Source organism: Bordetella sp., from assembly GCF_057362025.1.
Genome location: NZ_JBMQQZ010000083.1, coordinates 65796 through 82271 on the forward strand (window position 1 = coordinate 65796; position 16476 = coordinate 82271).

The window sequence follows — 16476 nt, forward strand, 5'->3', positions numbered from 1 at the left end:
GCCCTATCGGCAAAGGCCGGCGCACCCCCCAGAGGGCGCCCGGGACACGGCTGGCGCACAGCGGCCGGAACAACGGAGGAGACGATATGAAACGGCACGGAACATGGGTGCCCCCCGCGCGCCTCGCGCATGGAGCCGCGCGCCTGCTGGCGCGCGCCGCGCTGGGCACGTGCATGCTCGGCCTTGCGGCGACGGCGCGGGGGGCCGAAGAGTACCCCCAGCATACGATCAACATGATCGTGCCCTTCGCGCCGGGCGGCCCGACCGACGTCTTCGCCCGCGTGCTTGCCGATAAGCTCGGACGCGAACTCGGGCAGTCCGTCGTGGTGCTCAATCGCGGCGGCGCCGCCGGCAATATCGGCGTGGCCCAGGCGGCGCGCGAAACGCCCGACGGGTACACCATCCTCTTCGGCACCGCATCCATCGCGGTAGCCCCGGCGGTCTACAAGAAACTGGCCTATGACGCCCTGAAGGACCTGCAGCCGGTCGCGTTGGTCGGATCCTGCCCGGCGCTGGTACTGGTAGCCCCTGGCGGGCCGCCGACCATCGAGCAACTGGTTGCCACCTTGAAGGCGGCGCCCGGCAAGTACAGCTACGCCACGTCCGGCTACGCCAGCGCCACCCACCTGGTCACCGAGTTTTTCAATCGCAAGGCCGGCGTGGACGCCTTCGTGGTGCCGTATACCGGCTCGGGACCCGCGCACCAGAATATGATCGCCAAGCGCCATCTCTACACCTTCGAAACGGCCAGCTCGGCGATGTCGCTGGTACGCAATGGCTCCTTGAAGGCCATCGGTATCGCGGCAAACCACCGGTCGCCGGAGCTGCCGGACGTACCCACCATCGCCGAGGCGGGTATTCCGGGTGTGGATGCGTCCACCTGGAACATGGTGTTCGTGCCGGCGCAGACGCCAATGCCTATCGTTGACAGGCTCAATAAGGCCATCAATGCCGCGCTGTCCGACAAGGCGACCGCAGACAAACTGAAGAGCCTGGTCATTGAAGTCACGGCCGATTCCACCCCGGCTTCGTCATCGGCATACCTGCGAAGCGAAATCGATCGCTGGGCCGGCATCGTGCGCGACTCCGGCATCAAGGCGATGGAGTAGCCAGCAATGAAAGTCGAATACGTCGCGGTGCGGCAGGTGGCGTTTCCGCTGACCGTGCCTTATAAGCTGTCCACGGGCGATAAGACGGTCTTCGACCCCTACCTCGTGGAAATCGTCGCGGACGGCGAAGCCGGCTGGGGCGAATGCATGGTATCGGTGGGATACACCACGGAATCGCGCGCGGATTCCTGGCAGGCCTTGCGCGATATGGCGGCCGTGATGCCGGGACTATCGACGGTCCGGGCGCGCAGTGTAGTGGACGGCTACGCCCGGCGCCTGCCCGGCGTCTGCAGCGCCATGTATGGCGCGCTGGACATGTTATCGGGCCACGCGCTGCTGGACATGGCGCGGGATACCCATGTACCGCTGCTGGCGCCGTGCCAACAGGCCACCGAGCAAGGCCTGCGCGACGAGATCGCGCGGTTGACGGAGGAAGGCTTCCGCACCCTGAAGGTGAAGGTGGGTTTCGACTGGCGCCAGGATCTGGAGCGCGTACAGCGCATCCAGCGTGTGGCGGCCGGCAGGGCGACCCTGCGCCTGGATGCGAATCGCGGATACACCGAGGCGGACGGCATCTCGTTTGCCACCAGGTTGGACCCCGCGGGCATAGAACTCTTCGAACAGCCTTGCGCCTCCACCGACTGGCAAGCGAACGCCGCGGTCGCGGCGCGGTCCGCCGTGCCTATCATGCTGGATGAGTCGATCTACGGCATGGAGGACATCGAAAGGGCCTCGACCATCGGCAACGTCGGTTTCGTCAAGCTCAAACTGAAGAAGGTCGGGCAATTGGACGATCTGGCCGCGGCCTTGGCACGGATCCGCGCCTTGGGCATGTCGCCGGTGCTGGGAGACGGCGTATCGCTGGAAATCGCCTGCTGGATGGAGGCCTGCGTCGCCGCTTCCTCCATCGACAACGCGGGTGAAATGAATGGTTTCCTGAAGGCGCGCGACCGGCTGCTGGAGAACCCCTTGCCTTTCGCGCTAGGCGGCATCTGCCTGCCGGCCGGATACCGGCCCGTCGTCGACCGCGCCGCCCTGCGCGATCACACGGTACTGCAGGAGACGTTCAACGCGTGACGCGCGGTAACTTCCTTGTCATCCGTCTGTCATAGCATCGCCTTCATCCAACAGGGAGCTGGACGTGGACGCGATCGACAATGAACTGGTGCGGCGGATACACCGCGACCTGGCCGACCATTACGACGAAGAACTCGAACTGGAGCTCGAAGACCGGACTTTCGAGGAATTGCAGGGCGATCCGGCCCATATGCCGTCGGACGAGGAAAGAGCCTGGCGCCGCACCTACTTCCGCGAACTCTTTCGTCTGCAGGGCGAATTGGTCAAGCTGCAGAACTGGGTCGTGGCCACCGGCCACAAGGTGGTGATCCTGTTCGAGGGCCGCGATGCCGCGGGCAAGGGCGGCGTGATCAAGCGCATCACCCAGCGACTGAATCCGCGCGTTGCCCGGGTGGCCGCGTTGCCCGCTCCCAACGACCGAGAGCGCACGCAATGGTATTTCCAGCGTTACGTATCGCACCTGCCGGCCGCGGGCGAAATCGTGCTGTTCGACCGCAGCTGGTACAACCGCGCCGGCGTCGAGCATGTCATGGGCTTTTGCAGCGATGACCAATACGAAGAATTCTTCCGCACGGTGCCGGAGTTCGAAAAGATGCTGGTACGCTCCGGCATCCAGTTGATCAAGTACTGGTTCTCGATCACCGACGAAGAACAGCACCTGCGCTTCCTCGGTCGTATCAACGACCCGCTGAAGCAATGGAAACTCAGCCCCATGGACCTGGAGTCGCGGCGGCGCTGGGAAGCCTACACCCGCGCGAAGGAAACCATGCTGGAGCGCACCCATATTCCGGAGGCCCCGTGGTGGGTGGTGCAGGCCGTGGACAAGAAGCGCGCGCGCCTGAACTGCATCAACCATCTGCTATCGCAAATGCGATACCACGAGATCGAGCGGCCCGGCATCGTCCTGCCCCCGCGGGAACGCCATGCCGACTATGTCCGCCATCCGGTACCGGCCACGATGATGGTGCCGGAGGTTTATTAGGGAGCGGGCCGTGGGCCCCTTTCCGGGGTTCAGAAAAGCTTGAGCTTGCGCAAAAGCAGCAGCATCCCCAAGCCGAGCAGCCCCATCAGGCTCAGGACCCACCAGAAGGCGCCCGGCGCCTGCAAGCCGGGAACGTCCGACATGTTCATGCCAAAGATCCCGGACAGCAGTGTCCCGGGCATCAACAAGGCGGTCAGGACGGACAGCACCATCAGGTTGCGGTTCATCTGTTCGGCCATCTGCGAAGCGATTTCCTCCTGCAGCAGCTTGGCGCGTTCGTACAGCGCGTCGATGGTACCGGCCAGGCCGTGCAGCGCATCGATGACCTGCGCCAGTCGATCCCGCGCATCGCTGTCGGCCCAAGCGTGGCCCAGCGTGCACAGCCGCCCCAGTATGTTCCGTTCCGGATTGATATGGCGCCGGAACTCGGCCAGCTGGCGCCGCACCGCGCTCAAGGCGCTGCGGTCGGCCTGCTGCCGGTCGGACAGCACCGATGCCTCGATATCGTCGACTTCGTCGGTCAGGGCTTCCAGCTTTTCCAGGAAGCTTTCGTGCAGGCACTGCAGCAGGCCAGCCAGCAGGTCCAGCGTGCAGCCGTAGTCCGCGCCCTCCTCGATCAGGCGGCGCAATCTGTCGGTGGATCGCAGCGCGCGCGTGCGCACCGTAATCAGCCGCGTTCCATCCAGGAAGAAATGCAGGACGCCCTTTTCCTCGTCCTGCCCATCGGCGTCCATCTTCAGGTCCACCAGCAGGCCGTAGACGCCGTCGTCCGAGATATGCAGGCGAGGCCGGTCGTCGCGGCCGGCCAGGAACCGGCGTGCGGCTTCCGGAATGTCCCGGGCATGTTCCAGCCAGTCGTGGATACGGCTGTCGGCGGTCTTCAGGTGCATCCAGGTGAACTGGCCGGGACCGGCGGGCGAACCGCCCAGGATGTCGGGCCAGTTCAGCCGCAGGGGAAGCCCGCCGCCGAAGCGGAAAGCGCAGATCAGCCCGCCGGGGCCGGCGGCCAGTGTCAACAGCCGATTGCGGCTGACCGGCGGATCTGTCCGGGGGGTGATATCCATGGCGTGACAGCGATACATGAGTGATGGACGACGGACGGTATCGTCCGCGCCGCGTAGCCTGGATGGCCATGCAGGCGCCCATCAATACCCGTGCCCCATGACGCCGGTGTGACAAATCGCGAAAACCCCATACGCCCTCGGTACACCGTCAGCAGCTCCCCGGTGTCCTCGTCGCCGGACGGTGCGCGGAGAACCTGGCGACAGCCCCCCCATTCCGCGATGCCGGGCAACCATGCCGTGCTATACAGACGCACCGCATTTCCATTGCTCCGCCTCATGTCCGCATCGATCGAAGTCTTCCTGCTGTTCCTGCGCCTGGGACTCACCTCTTTCGGCGGCCCGGTCGCGCACCTGGGCTACTTCAGGCACGAGTTCGTCGAACGACGCAAATGGCTGGACGAACATACCTATTCGGACATCGTCGCGCTCAGCCAATTTCTGCCCGGCCCGGCCAGCAGCAAAGTGGGCATGACCATCGGTTTGATGCGGGCCGGCTGGAGCGGCATGCTGGCCGCATGGGTGGCATTCACGCTGCCGTCGGCCCTGCTGCTGATACTTTTCGGCGTGGGGCTGGCCCGGTATAGCGGGCTCGCCGACTCCGGCATCGTGCATGGCTTGAAGATCGTGGCCGTCGCCATCGTGGCGCAGGCGGTGTGGGGCATGGCCAGGTCGCTCTGTCCGGACAGGCCGCGAGCCATGCTGGCCATCGCGGCCACGCTGCTCACGCTGGTGCTGCCGACGGCGTTCAGCCAGATCGGGGCCATCGTGGCCTGCGGCCTGGTGGGCGCGACGCTGCTGAAAGTGCCACCGCGGGTCCTGCCGTCGACGATGACGTTGCGCGTCAGCCACCGCGCGGGCCTTATCGCGATCGTGCTGTTCTTTACGCTGCTGATCGCCCTGCCCCTGCTGGCGCCGATGTCGGATCGGACCTGGCTGGCGCAGTTCGCCGGCTTCTATCGGTCCGGCGCGCTGGTCTTCGGCGGCGGCCATGTGGTGCTGCCGCTGCTGCAATCCACCGCCGTCGGCAACGGCATGGTGTCCAATGCCGACTTCCTGGCCGGCTACGGAGCCGCGCAAGCCGTCCCGGGGCCGCTGTTCACCTTCGCTGCCTTCCTGGGCGCCGTCTCCAGCGGGCCGTTGTCCGGCTGGACTGGCGGCCTGGTCATGCTGGCGGCGATCTTCCTGCCCGCCGCGCTGCTGGTGGTCGCGCCGCTGCCGTTCTGGAATCTCTTGCGGACCCGGCCCGGGGTGCAGAACGCGGTGGCGGGCATCAACGCCGGCGTGGTGGGCATACTGCTGTCCGCCCTGTACAACCCGGTATGGACCAGCGCCATCGGCACGCCCCTGGATTTCGGCCTGGCCCTGCTGTGTTTTTCCCTGCTGGTCGTTATGCGTTGGCCACCCCTGCTGATCGTCGCCATCGCGGCGGCCGGGGGGTGGCTATTCGCCGCCATGGCCTGAATTCCGTTTCAGCCGGCCCGTAGCTCCAGGCCGTTGCCTTCGGGGTCGCGCAGGTAAATGGACGTCGCGCGCCCCGATGCGCCGTAGCGTTCCGCGATTTCGCCGACCTCGACGCCATGGACTTGCAGCTCCTGCCGCAAGGCCTGCACATCGAAGTCGGCCACCCGCAGGCATAGGTGGTCCATATTGCCTGCCGTGCCCGTGGGCGCCTCGCCGCCGCGCCGGCCCAGCGTACCCGCGACATCCACCAGGTCGATCAGCGAAGCGCCCGCGCGCAGGTGTACGAGGCCAAGATCGTCCTGCCGGTGCGCGACCTGGCAACCCAGGACCCCCTGGTAGAACGCGATCATCCGGTCCATGTGCTTCACGCGCAGCACGACGTGATCGATGCCTGTAACTTGCATGCGCCTCTCCGCCTTCTTTCGGTACGAGCCGGAATTGTAAGAGTCGCGGCGCGCCAGCGGCCGATTCCGCGCCCGCAGCCGATGTGACCGCGCGCGGGCGATCGGTGCGGATGCCGGGCGAATACGGGGCGATGATGGCCTGTATCGCGGCCGCGGACCTGTTGAAGCGCCGTACCAACCCTGGTAAAGCGCTGGAACCGAGGCCCTCCAATACCTGAGAAAGCACTTTAAGTGCGCCGCCCCCCAGCCGCCCGCTCTTGAGAAAACACTTTAAGTCCAACTGCGGAGCATGCCCATTCCTGAGATTTCACTTGAAGTCGAATCGCTCACTCTTTTATTTTATTTTCAGTAAGTTATGGATGATTATTAAAGTCAAATATAGATGAGGAAGGAATGGCAACGGCCTTCCGGGCGTCCGCGGCCTGGCTCCTACTGCGCCGTCACCGGCAAGGGACCGCTCGACTTGCTGACCGGCGCAGGCACCCATCGGCCGTTCAGCGCCTCGGCCTTGGGTGCATACAGCCGCATGGTCAGATTGAACGCGCCCTTTGGGGCCGGCAGCCAGTTCGCCTCCTTGTCCTTGCCGGGGCTCTCGTTCTGGAAGTAAAGCTCCAGCGATCCGTCGGCACCGTACTTGAACGGCATCCAGCTGCTGACCGCGAATCGGTTCAGGCTGTTCGGCACCTGGAAGCCGTCGGCGTCGTAGAGCGTGATGGACCAGAAAGCGTAGGCGGGCGGCAGCTCGGCCGGGGAAAAGCGGATCACATACTTGTTGGCGCCATCCAGGGGGTGGCCGTCGCCGTCTGCGATGTTCAACGGATAAATCGCATCCTCCACCAGATTGGCGCCCAGTCCCTGTTGGGCAATGATGGCGCGCTTCAGGTAGTAGTCGCCATACACGCCCATCGTGGTCGTGTTCATCAGCCAGCCATTGCTGACGGGCGCCAGGCTGGACAGCTTCCACTGCATAAGCTGACGGGCGGCTTCGGGCGCCCCGGCCATGGCTTTGCGCGCCACCGGGTCCAGCGCGTCGAGATCCAGGCTCTTACCGGCGTCGATGCCCAGCCGCTTCATCCTGGCCACGATGGGCTGGTCCGTCAGGTGCGGTGGATGCAGCTTCAGCAGTTCCGCCGCGTAGGCGAAGAATTTTTCGCCCGGCATCGTGTCGACCTGCACCTTGGGCGGCGTCTTCATATCGATAGCGGGATCGACATTGCCGACGACGGCACCGCCGTTGCCTCCCCATTGCGACAGCGGCGTGATCCGGTAGCCGGCCTGGATCTTGTGAACCGCGTCGTAGTCCGCCGGGCCATCCGTCTTGGTACGGCCGATCACGAGGACGTACGGCGTGGGAGCATCGATCCTGGAAGTACCCGGGGGCAGCTTGTACTCGTCGAACCGATCGCGCAGATCCGGCCGCCAGTTGGCCTGGGCGACCAGGAAATGGCCGGCCTGCGTCCCCGTGGTGCGCCAGCCTGGCGAGGCGAACACGTCGGTCCACATGTCCAGCATGGGCAGCAGGTAGTAGCGCCCGCCGGTATCCGGAACGGACACGACCACCGGCTCGCGGGTAAGGTCCAGGAAGGCCGATGAGTACAAGGTATCGAAGTTCGGCCGCACGACCAGCTTCAGGTCGGCGGGCGGGAACTCGGGCCAATTGGAGATCGCGTTGGGGGGCGCGAAACCCGGCTTCTCGCCCGCCGACGCCACATTGGTCGACTGCCTGCGCGTGACATCCATCGTGACGATCGGATAGAAATACACATAGGCGTCCAGGGCAATGGCCCGTGCTTCTTCGTCGGATAGTTTCTCGGCCCGTGCCGTCGTCGATAGCGCCGTCCAGGCGAGCGCCATGAGTAAAGCCCATGCCCACGCGGGGCGCGCGTATCGTCCCCGTACCACGCTATGCAATCGCATGGCATCCTCCCGGTTGAAAACAACCTCGGTTGCGGCAACCATCGGCAAGCAGGCATCTGGCGTCTTGCCCACTCTTCGGATACGCGTGCGGGGGCACCGTCAGGCTCATCCCCGGATCGGAATATGCACCCCGCAGGCGTGATAGACAGCGCTGCTGAGGATATGCCGGGTCCCCGGGGGCGGACAATACGCAAACAGTCGCAGTCCGTACGCAGGCACCGGCGCGGCGACGCAGCCGCCCCGGCGCCCGTCCAAGGGGGATGGGGATGAATGGCGCAGCCCTGGCCCGGTGCCAGGGCCATCCCGGCTTCAGGGATGATCGAGCGGGCTGGGCCGGGCCTGGGTGCGCAGCTTGTAGATCCACACCGGATACCGCACCTGCATGCGGCCGTCGTTGAAGCCCGGCGTCAAATTCAATTGGGATGCGGGGATCCACAGGTAGCCGTCACGGTCGATCCACAGCGCGTCCGCCCATACCAGCCGGTCGTCCTGGATCAGCGTCGAGATCTTGCCCTGCGGCGTAATGCGCAATATGCGGCGCTTGTCGGTATCGGTCGTGTACAGATTGCCTTGGGCATCGATCGCCGTGCCGCCCGTGCTGGGCGTGTCGGCCCAGGCCAGCTCGACATGGGACGCGATTTCCTTTTCGGAGGCGGTCGGATCGTTCAGCCAGCGCGTGGCCACCCGGGCCATCGGACCGGAAGCAGGCTGGAAGTACAGCCACTGCCCGTCAGGCGAGACCTCCAGCTGATCGGCATGCACGCGCACGGGCTGGCCCTTGGGGTCGAGCACCGCGCGGCCGTCGGCACGCAGGGGCCGCATGGCCGTGGTGGCATTGTTGTTGTCCAGCACGCGCCGCGTGGCGCCTGTCCGCAGATCCAGCACGATCAATCCCGGCGCCCCGGCATCGGTCATGTAGGCATGGTCGCCATTGAAGCGGACGTCGTCGACATAGCTGTACGGGTGCACGGCCGCCGCAAGATCGTAGGTCTGCAGCAGTTGGCGGGTCTGCGGATCGAAGCGGAACAGGCGCGCCCCACCCTTCACCGCCGGTTGGCCCATGCCGGGCGCCCCGGCATCGACGATCCACAACTTGCCGTCAGGCCCCACGCGCAGCGCGTTCACATGGACATACCCCGAGCCCACGGTGCCCGGGGCCCACGTCTGCGGACCGTTCCAGCTGGCATCGGGAAAGGGATAGGGGCGGCCCTGGGCGTCGAGTTCGGCGACTTGCATGCCGGCGCTATCCGCCTGCGGATAGCTGACGAACACCCGTCCTTCAGGCGTCACCGTCACGCCATTCCAGACACGCTGGCCCTGGAACATGGGCACCAGCGTTTCATTGCTTTCCTGTCGTGTCGCGCATCCCTGGATGACGGCGATCGCCAGGCAGGCCGCCACGATGCGGGCCAGACTGTTCAAGGACTTTGCCAACGTCATTCGAATTCTCCTTAAACGGCGCGGGCGCGGCGCGCGCCCGGATTGGGCTCATCGGCACAGAGCCATGGTGCGCGGTGGCCCGGGCCGTGCCGGCCATTGCCGTAGCAAATGACGGGCCTTTTGGAGGAGATGGCGTAACCGAGCGTTACAGGCGGGACGATTCCGCTGCGATAGACCGGTGCCCAGGGCCTTCAGCTGGGGGGAAACGAAAGCTAGCGGGAAGCGCCCCGCGGTACCTTGCGGGCGGCCGCGCCGCGCCCCCCGTCTTTATCGGCCACCAGATCGACACGCGTGGCCTGTTCCATCCAGGACAGCGCATCGACATAGGATAGAAACCGATGCAGGTATTCCGGAGAGACCTCTCGCATCAACGACAGCGTGCGATGCACGAGCAGGCTGGAATTCAACGGCCCCGCGTTTTCCGGCACGCGCTCTTCCGAGTGCTTCAACTGCCGCCTGGCGCTGTAGCGCGACCAGGTATCGCGAAAGTAATCGAGCAGAGGCAATTCCGGATATGCCGCTGCGCCCTGCCCCCCGTCCGCGTCACCCACGGCGCGGTCATCCGTGCGCGCTTCGCGCTTGCGCGCGGCAATATAGCCGGTCAATTCGGCCAGCGGGCCGGTGCCGTGGCATGCCGAGGCCGGCGCGGTCGAACCTCCGGCGCCGTCGGGGTCGCCTACGGCGGGCATCCGCCTCGCCTCCAGGTCCTTCCGGTAGGCCTGCAGGAGTTTTTCCAGTTTCCCGTCCAGCACGCGGCGCGCATGGCCATGCCGTACGGCCGCGCGCCGCGCCATCGCTTCGATGAAACGGAAGCGAACCGGATCCAGGCGATCGGCGCCCTGCTCGCGCCACGCGGCCAGCAGCGCGGCGGGATCGCGGCCGTTCGCGTCGCGGTCAGATTCGTCCATCACTGCCCGACCTTACCCCCGGGGACCCGCGCGGCCTCGGACTGGCCGTGGTCCGTCTGTTTCTGCCCCGACAACCGGGGAACCGGCGCAATTTCGACACGTCGGTTCTTCGCGCGGCCTTCGGCATCGTCGTTCGACGCCACGGGCTGCTCCGCGCCGAAGGCCGCGGCAAAGACGGATCCGGGGTCGACGCCGTCGTCGATCAGGGCGCGCGTCACCGTCAATGCCCGCTGGGCCGACAGGTCCCAGTTATCGGCGAAGCCGCGCGTGTTCCCATGCACCTGCTGGTTGTCGGTGAAGCCGCTGACCATCAGGATTTCGTCGCGGGTGCGCAAGTAATCCGACAAGGGCTGTGCCAGGCTTTTCAGCACCTCGCGTCCCTCGGGCTGGAGTTGATTGGAGTTCAAGGCGAACAGCACACTGCCGCTGATACCGATGCGGCCGTTGACCAGCGTGACCCTGCCCGCGGCCAGGGGCACGGCCAATGCCTGCTCCAGCGTCTGGCGGCGCAGCGTTTCGGCCTGGCGCTGCTTGACCTCTTCGTCCAGCTTGGCCGAAAGCTGCATCTGCAATCCGATCACGCCGACCAGTATCAGGACAAAAGCGCCCAGCGCCGCCGACATCAGGTCGCCGAAGACTGCCCAGGTCGGGACCGTGGGCTCGATGCCGCCGTCGATTTCTTCGCTCATGCCGCTTCGCTACCCGCTGCCGCCTGCTGCGCGGCAAGCTGTTGCAGGTCTTCGATGATTTGCTTTTGCGACATCACGCTAAGGTCGATCGCTTCCCGGGCCTGCGCGACGTAGTAGGCCAATTGCTCGTCGCTGCGCGAGAGGGACTTTTCCAGCGCGCCTTCGATGCGCTGCAGATGCGCCATCAGCTTCTCGTTCGATTCGCCGAATGCCTGCACGGCCCCGCCGAAGGCTTCGCCCAGGCTGGCGACCTCCACCACGCTGCCGGAAACCTGGCCGGCCGCGTCGGCCAGCTTGGCGGTTTCGGCTTCCAGCGTATCGGTGAACTGGCCGCCGACGCGCGCGAGCAGATCCGCGGAGGTCGAGACCAGCGCGTCCACGGCCTCCCGCTGTTCCGTGGACGCACGGTTCACGGCATCCAGCAAGGTGCCCAGCGTATCCAGCAAGCGGCCACGTTCTTCCAGCATCGCGTTATCGCGCACCATGCTATCGGACAGCTTCTGGCGCAGTTCCGCCACGACGTCCGCCGCGGCCTTCGGCGCTTCGGACGCGGCCTGCACCAGGCGTTCGATCTCGGCGATGGTATCGCGGGCCCGGGCCTGCGTCTGTTCCGTCATGTCCAGTGCAATGCGGGACAGGGTTTCGCAGATTTCCTGCTGGCGGGCAGCGGTCTGCTCGCCCGTTTCGCGCCACTGCGCGTGCAGCCCGCCGGCGATGGCGTCGAGCTTGGCCGTCCAGGCGTCCAGCCGTTGCTGGTCGCGCGATTCGAGTGCCGCCTGCTGCCGGGTCTGCGCGTGTTCGACGGCCTGCAACAGCGCGCCCGAATGCTGCTGGACGTTGTCCAGCAAGGCCGACGAGTGCTGCTCCAGTCCTTGCCGCAAAGCCGAGGCATGGGCTTCTATCCGGTCCGCCAGGGACGACAAATGCCCCTCCGCCTTCTCCATCAGCGAGGCGGAATGGGTGTCGGCCCGGCCCAGCAGCGACAGCGAATGGCCTTCGACCTTGTCCAGTACGGCGGAAGAATGTCCTTCCACTTTTTCCAGCAGCCCGGCGGAATGCCGTTCGAAGGCGGCCGCGACCGCCGCGAGCGCCTGTTGATTATCCCGCGCCAGCTGGCCGTTGGCATGTTCCTGGCGCGACATCGCGTCGGTCCATGCTGCGCTCATGCCCGCGGTCGCGCCGTCCAGTTTGGCAGCCACTCCGTCGATCTGGCCGGCCGACCGTTGTTCGAAGGTATCGGCAAAGCGCTGCAACGTCGTCCGCAAGTCGCCCGCCAGCGCGTCGTTCGCCTGGCCGTGCCGCGCCAGCGTCTCGCGCCACAGGTCGCTTACCGTGGCAGCCGCCGTTTCGAATCGCGCCGACATGCCCTCCAGTTGCCGCTGAACCGCGTCGGCGATGGCATCGCGCTGCTGCGATGCCGCCTGCGTAATGGCATCGTGCTGCCGCCGCGTGGCCTCGGTGATGGCATCGTGTTGCCGTTCCGTCGCGCGGGTAAGGGCATCGTGCTGGCGTTCGACCGCCTGGGTCACGGTCTCGTGCTGCTGCTGCACGGCGAGCGCGACCGCGTCGCGCCAGGCGGCGGTTTCCCGCGCCATGCCGGCCATTGTGCCCTCTATTACCGGCTGCAAGGCGGTGGCGGCCAGTCGGGCGCTTTCGGCGGCGCTGTCCTTCAGCGTCTGCTGCACGGCCGCGGCCAGGCCCGTATAGGCGGCCTCGGTTTTATCGTGGAAGGCCTGCTGGCCGGTACCCAGCCGCTCGTTCAGGGCGTCCTGGCCGGATGCCAGCCGCTGGTCCAGGGCGGCCTGCCCGGCGGCCAGCCGTTCGCTCAGCGCGGCGTGCTGGCGCTCCATCGCGGCCATGCCGGCGGCCAGATTGTCGTTCAAGGCCTGGTTGCGCTGCTCCATGCCCGCCATCATTGCCTGCAGTCGATCGACCAGCAGCGGCAAGGTTTCGGCCTGCCGCTGCATCAGGCGGAAGGTTTCCTCGCGCTGATGGGTCAGCGTGTGGCCGCGCAGCGTGGTGGCGATGCGGGTGTCCAATTGCTGGGCCACCAGTATCCGCTCGCGGCGGCACAAGGCCGACAGCAGTCCCAGCATGGCCGACGTGGCCACGCCGGCAACCGAAGTGCCGAAGGCGAAGCCCAGGCCCTGGACCGGGGCTGCCAGCGAGGCGCGGATGGCTTGCAGATCCGTGGCGCTTGCCAGGGCGTTGCCGGTGCCGCGCAGCGTGGCCACCATGCCCAGGAAGGTGCCCAGCATGCCCAGGAGCACCAGCAGGCCCACCAGATAAGGCGTCATCGACGGCCCGGGCAGGGCCACGCGCTCGCCCTCGATGCGCAGGCGCACCGGCCCCCGCAACGCGGGATGCAGTTGATCGAGCCAGCCCGCCAGTCCCGCCGGCGCGTCGGACAGCCTGCCCAGCGCGCCGGCCAGGGAAGACGTCGCCTGCTGGTAGCGGCGCAGTTCCCACGTCCCTGCCAGATAGGTCACGCCGATCAGCGCCGTGACCGCCAGCGCCAGGGGGTTCGATCCGACATAGCCCGCGCCGATCCAGCCGATGACGGCCAGCCCGACGAGAAAAGCAGCGATATAAAGAATTCTGGTCATGACATCCCGGGTTTAGCTGGCGCGGAGCGCCGCAAGCAGGCCTTCGACAGGCTGAAAACGAATATCCAGTTCGGCGAGCAGTACGCCGCGCATGTCCTGGCGAAAGACATCCAGCCAGGCGCCAGGTTTGGCGACCGCCACCTGGCCGTTGGACTCCGCCTCGGCCAGGGCGGCCGCCTCGGCGCGGCGCAGTCGGTGGAAATGGGTTTCGAGCAGCCCCGGCACGGCCGCCAGTGCGTTGTGCTCGCGCGCGCCCAGCGCCTGTTCCATGATCGCGTCGACGGCGGCCAGCTGCGTCATGGCCGGCGTCCTGCCGGCCATCGCGGCGCGCAACCGGGTACGCAGGCTGGCGATGCCCGTTTCCATGGTCTGCTGCAGTGAAAGATAGCGTTGGCGATAAATGGCATAGTCGACGGGGGCCCTGGCCGGCGAGGCCGGTGCGAGGGCCCGGTTGCGCGGGTGGCTGTCCGCCCCCTTGGGCGCGCGGTTTTTTTCTGTAATGGCGTTGGCCAGCGCGGTCCGCACGCGGGCACACTCCTGCTCTTCGGCGTTATCGGCTTCGCCCGCCGCTTCGCCGGCCGCGGGTGGATGGCTGTTCAGCACGGTGGACAGTGCGATCGCGTCCGTCCAGCCCAGCCAAAGGCTGAGCCGGTCCGCCAGGGACTGCCTGGGTTCCGCAACGTCGATATCCGTCAGGCGGCTAAGCAGGCGGACCAGGGTCGGTCCGCTCAGGCCGGTGCGCCGAGGGGCTGGATCCATAGCGCCGAATCAAAAATCCGCCAGTTTACACGGCGCCTAAACGCCGCGGACAGCCACCCGGCTCCTCACCCTGGCGTGCCCGGGCGGCGCCATGGCTTTCCGCCGAAGCGCTGGCAAATATATCGTATTACGATATAATTACGCCGGACCGGCGACCTGATCGTGCGTTGCCGCACGCCGTCGCCATACGTGCCCCCTTTTTCTCCTTGTTGCGTGCCGCGCCGGTCGGCGGACGCGCTTGTCCCCCTTCCTGTCGAATTCCTGGAATCAACGTGCACGAAGCTAAATCCACAGGCGATTTCGCCGCCAGCGCCCGTCTGTTGCGCATTGCGGCGATCGCAGCGGTCATCGGCATGCTCGGTACGCTGACCGCGTACTGTCTGTTGCGGCTGATCGCTTTCTTCACCAACCTGTTTTTCTTCCAGACGGTATCGCTGCAGGCCCGATCGCCCGCCGACAATACCCTCGGGTTGTGGGTCATCGTCATTCCCGCTGCCGGCGGCCTGATCATCGGCCTGATCGCCCGCTACGGCACGGAAAAAATCCGCGGCCACGGCATCCCGGAGGCCATCGAAGCCATCCTGTTCGGCAAGAGCAGGATGTCGCCCAAGGTTGCCGTCCTCAAGCCACTGTCGTCGGCGATCGCCATCGGCAGCGGCGGTCCCTTCGGCGCCGAAGGCCCCATCATCATGACCGGCGGCGCCATCGGCTCGCTGATCGCCCAGCACTTTCACCTGACCGGCGCCGAACGCAAGACCTTGCTGGTGGCGGGCGCCACCGCCGGCATGACGGCCGTGTTCGGCACGCCCATCGCGGCGGTCATGCTCGCCGTAGAGCTGCTGCTGTTCGAACTGCGGCCCCGCAGCCTGTTGCCGGTTGCCATCGCCTGCGCGGTTGCGGGCTTCTGCCGTCCGCTGGTGATGGAGGGCGGCGCGCTGTTTCCGCTGCAGACGGAGGTGCTCGGCCCGGTCGGGCTGATCGCCTGCGCCATCGCCGGCGTGGTCACGGGTGCCTTGTCCTGGGGGCTGTCGACGTCGCTGTACAAGATGGAAGACCTGTTCCTGAAGCTGCCCTTTCATTGGATGTGGTGGCCGGCGCTGGGCGGCCTGGCGATCGGCGTCGGCGGGTATTTCCAGCCGCGCGCGCTGGGGGTGGGCTACGACGTCATCGGCGACCTGCTGCACAACAATCTCGCCGTCGGCGTGGTCGTCGGCCTGATCCTGGTCAAGGCGGCGATCTGGGTGATCTCGCTGGCTTCCGGAACCTCGGGCGGAGTGCTTGCCCCCCTGCTGATGATGGGCGCCGCCGTGGGCGCGGTGGCCGGCCCCTACATGCCGGGCGGTCAACCCGCCTTGTGGCCGATGATTTTCATGGCCGCGACGCTGGGCGGCATGATGCGCGCGCCCATCATGTCGGTGCTGTTCGCCTTCGAGTTGACGCACGACGTCAATGCCCTGCTGCCCTTGCTGACGGCCTCGGCCTGCGCCTACGGGTTCACGGTGCTGGTGATGCGCCGCTCCATCCTCACGGAGAAAATCGCCCGGCGCGGCTATCACATCTACCGCGAATACGGCATCGATCCGCTGGAGCGCCACTTCGTGCACGAGGTCATGACGCGCGACCCGCGCACCCTCGACGCCGATACGCGGCTGCGCGACGCGCTGGAGACCTCCTTCGGGACGCAACAGACGCATCGTGCATACCCCGTCGTGCGCGACGGCGCGCTGGTCGGGATGATCGAACGCGATACGCTGCTGCAAGGCCTGGCCGAACCGCAAGCCCACCGCATGGCCGACCTGTTCGGCGCGAATGTGCCCATCATGGCCCTGCCGGGCGAAACCTGTCGTACCGTCGCCAACCGCCTGGCGGTGCATGGGCTGGAACGGGTACCGGTCGTGACCGACGCCCAGTCGCGGCGCCTGGTGGGCGTGATCAGCCGCAGCGATCTGGTCAAGCCGTCGCTGGCATTCTCCGAAGAGGAAGAACGCTACGAAACCTTCCGCCGCACGCCCCTGCACCGGCTGCAGCAACGGTTCGCGAAGACGCGCCGCGCATAGGAA

At 66.4% G+C, this 16476-nt stretch carries 13 protein-coding genes; 5 read left to right on the forward strand and 8 right to left on the reverse strand.

Translation table 11 applies throughout. The features are described from left to right. Window positions 1–86 precede the first annotated feature (86 nt). From ACO1P8_RS17685 to ppk2, 3 genes are all read left to right on the forward strand, one after another. Entirely contained in the window at window positions 87–1109 is a 1023-nt protein-coding gene (locus ACO1P8_RS17685) for a Bug family tripartite tricarboxylate transporter substrate binding protein (RefSeq protein WP_486297194.1), read from the forward strand. Between the two features lie 6 nt (window positions 1110–1115). Beyond that, the gene (locus ACO1P8_RS17690; protein WP_486297195.1) at window positions 1116–2186 is read left to right on the forward strand and encodes a mandelate racemase/muconate lactonizing enzyme family protein; all 1071 of its coding nucleotides are present in this window, start codon (window positions 1116–1118) and stop codon (window positions 2184–2186) included. 64 nt (window positions 2187–2250) lie between these two features. Further along, window positions 2251–3168, forward strand: coding sequence for a polyphosphate kinase 2 (gene ppk2 / locus ACO1P8_RS17695; RefSeq protein WP_486297196.1), 918 nt, complete (start codon window positions 2251–2253; stop codon window positions 3166–3168). Between the two features lie 29 nt (window positions 3169–3197). On the opposite strand, the gene ACO1P8_RS17700 is transcribed toward ppk2, so the two are convergent. Further along, window positions 3198–4232 (reverse strand): CorA family divalent cation transporter, encoded by a 1035-nt coding sequence (locus ACO1P8_RS17700; protein ID WP_486297197.1) that lies wholly within the window; start codon window positions 4230–4232, stop codon window positions 3198–3200. Between the two features lie 276 nt (window positions 4233–4508). On the opposite strand from ACO1P8_RS17700, the gene chrA reads away from it, so the two are divergent. Beyond that, on the forward strand, window positions 4509–5693 hold the full coding sequence (chrA, locus tag ACO1P8_RS17705; protein ID WP_486297198.1) for a chromate efflux transporter: 1185 nt from the start codon (window positions 4509–4511) through the stop codon (window positions 5691–5693). Between the two features lie 8 nt (window positions 5694–5701). On the opposite strand, the gene ACO1P8_RS17710 is transcribed toward chrA, so the two are convergent. From ACO1P8_RS17710 to ACO1P8_RS17740, 7 genes are all read right to left on the reverse strand, one after another. After that, window positions 5702–6097 carry a VOC family protein gene (locus ACO1P8_RS17710; RefSeq protein ID WP_486297199.1) on the reverse strand — a complete coding sequence of 132 codons (396 nt, stop codon included), beginning with the start codon at window positions 6095–6097 and terminating at the stop codon, window positions 5702–5704. Between the two features lie 429 nt (window positions 6098–6526). Beyond that, window positions 6527–7951: a DUF1254 domain-containing protein gene (locus ACO1P8_RS17715; RefSeq protein WP_486297200.1), complete on the reverse strand. Its 1425-nt coding sequence runs from the start codon at window positions 7949–7951 to the stop codon at window positions 6527–6529. Between the two features lie 372 nt (window positions 7952–8323). Next, complete coding sequence (locus ACO1P8_RS17720; protein WP_486297201.1) at window positions 8324–9454, reverse strand: SMP-30/gluconolactonase/LRE family protein; 1131 nt, start codon at window positions 9452–9454, stop codon at window positions 8324–8326. A gap of 212 nt (window positions 9455–9666) precedes the next feature. After that, window positions 9667–10362: a DUF2894 domain-containing protein gene (locus tag ACO1P8_RS17725; RefSeq protein ID WP_486297202.1), complete on the reverse strand. Its 696-nt coding sequence runs from the start codon at window positions 10360–10362 to the stop codon at window positions 9667–9669. Then, entirely contained in the window at window positions 10362–11051 is a 690-nt protein-coding gene (locus tag ACO1P8_RS17730) for an OmpA family protein (RefSeq protein ID WP_486297203.1), read from the reverse strand. The genes ACO1P8_RS17725 and ACO1P8_RS17730 overlap by 1 nt, the downstream gene beginning before the upstream one ends. Continuing rightward, a complete protein-coding gene (locus tag ACO1P8_RS17735) occupies window positions 11048–13657 on the reverse strand; it encodes a DUF802 domain-containing protein (RefSeq protein WP_486297204.1) in 2610 nt (869 codons plus the stop codon). Before ACO1P8_RS17735 ends, ACO1P8_RS17730 begins: the two co-directional genes overlap by 4 nt. Before the next feature lie 12 nt (window positions 13658–13669). Further along, window positions 13670–14416, reverse strand: coding sequence for a DUF3348 domain-containing protein (locus ACO1P8_RS17740; RefSeq protein ID WP_486297205.1), 747 nt, complete (start codon window positions 14414–14416; stop codon window positions 13670–13672). 272 nt (window positions 14417–14688) lie between these two features. Between ACO1P8_RS17740 and ACO1P8_RS17745 the strand changes: the two genes are divergently transcribed. Further along, the gene (locus ACO1P8_RS17745; RefSeq protein WP_486297206.1) at window positions 14689–16473 is read left to right on the forward strand and encodes a chloride channel protein; all 1785 of its coding nucleotides are present in this window, start codon (window positions 14689–14691) and stop codon (window positions 16471–16473) included. Window positions 16474–16476: the final 3 nt, after the last annotated feature.

What these genes read in the sequence shown, in the direction of transcription:
- ACO1P8_RS17735 (WP_486297204.1), bottom strand. Translation starts at nt 13,657, where the DNA reads ATGACCAGAATTCTTTATATCGCTGCTTTTCTCGTCGGGCTGGCCGTC.
- ACO1P8_RS17725 (WP_486297202.1), bottom strand. Translation starts at nt 10,362, where the DNA reads ATGGACGAATCTGACCGCGACGCGAACGGCCGCGATCCCGCCGCGCTG.
- ACO1P8_RS17710 (WP_486297199.1), bottom strand. Translation starts at nt 6,097, where the DNA reads ATGCAAGTTACAGGCATCGATCACGTCGTGCTGCGCGTGAAGCACATG.
- ACO1P8_RS17730 (WP_486297203.1), bottom strand. Translation starts at nt 11,051, where the DNA reads ATGAGCGAAGAAATCGACGGCGGCATCGAGCCCACGGTCCCGACCTGG.
- ACO1P8_RS17685 (WP_486297194.1), top strand. Translation starts at nt 87, where the DNA reads ATGAAACGGCACGGAACATGGGTGCCCCCCGCGCGCCTCGCGCATGGA.
- ACO1P8_RS17715 (WP_486297200.1), bottom strand. Translation starts at nt 7,951, where the DNA reads ATGGCGCTCGCCTGGACGGCGCTATCGACGACGGCACGGGCCGAGAAA.
- ACO1P8_RS17690 (WP_486297195.1), top strand. Translation starts at nt 1,116, where the DNA reads ATGAAAGTCGAATACGTCGCGGTGCGGCAGGTGGCGTTTCCGCTGACC.
- ACO1P8_RS17700 (WP_486297197.1), bottom strand. Translation starts at nt 4,232, where the DNA reads ATGGATATCACCCCCCGGACAGATCCGCCGGTCAGCCGCAATCGGCTG.
- ACO1P8_RS17720 (WP_486297201.1), bottom strand. Translation starts at nt 9,454, where the DNA reads ATGACGTTGGCAAAGTCCTTGAACAGTCTGGCCCGCATCGTGGCGGCC.
- ACO1P8_RS17740 (WP_486297205.1), bottom strand. Translation starts at nt 14,416, where the DNA reads ATGGATCCAGCCCCTCGGCGCACCGGCCTGAGCGGACCGACCCTGGTC.
- chrA (WP_486297198.1), top strand. Translation starts at nt 4,509, where the DNA reads ATGTCCGCATCGATCGAAGTCTTCCTGCTGTTCCTGCGCCTGGGACTC.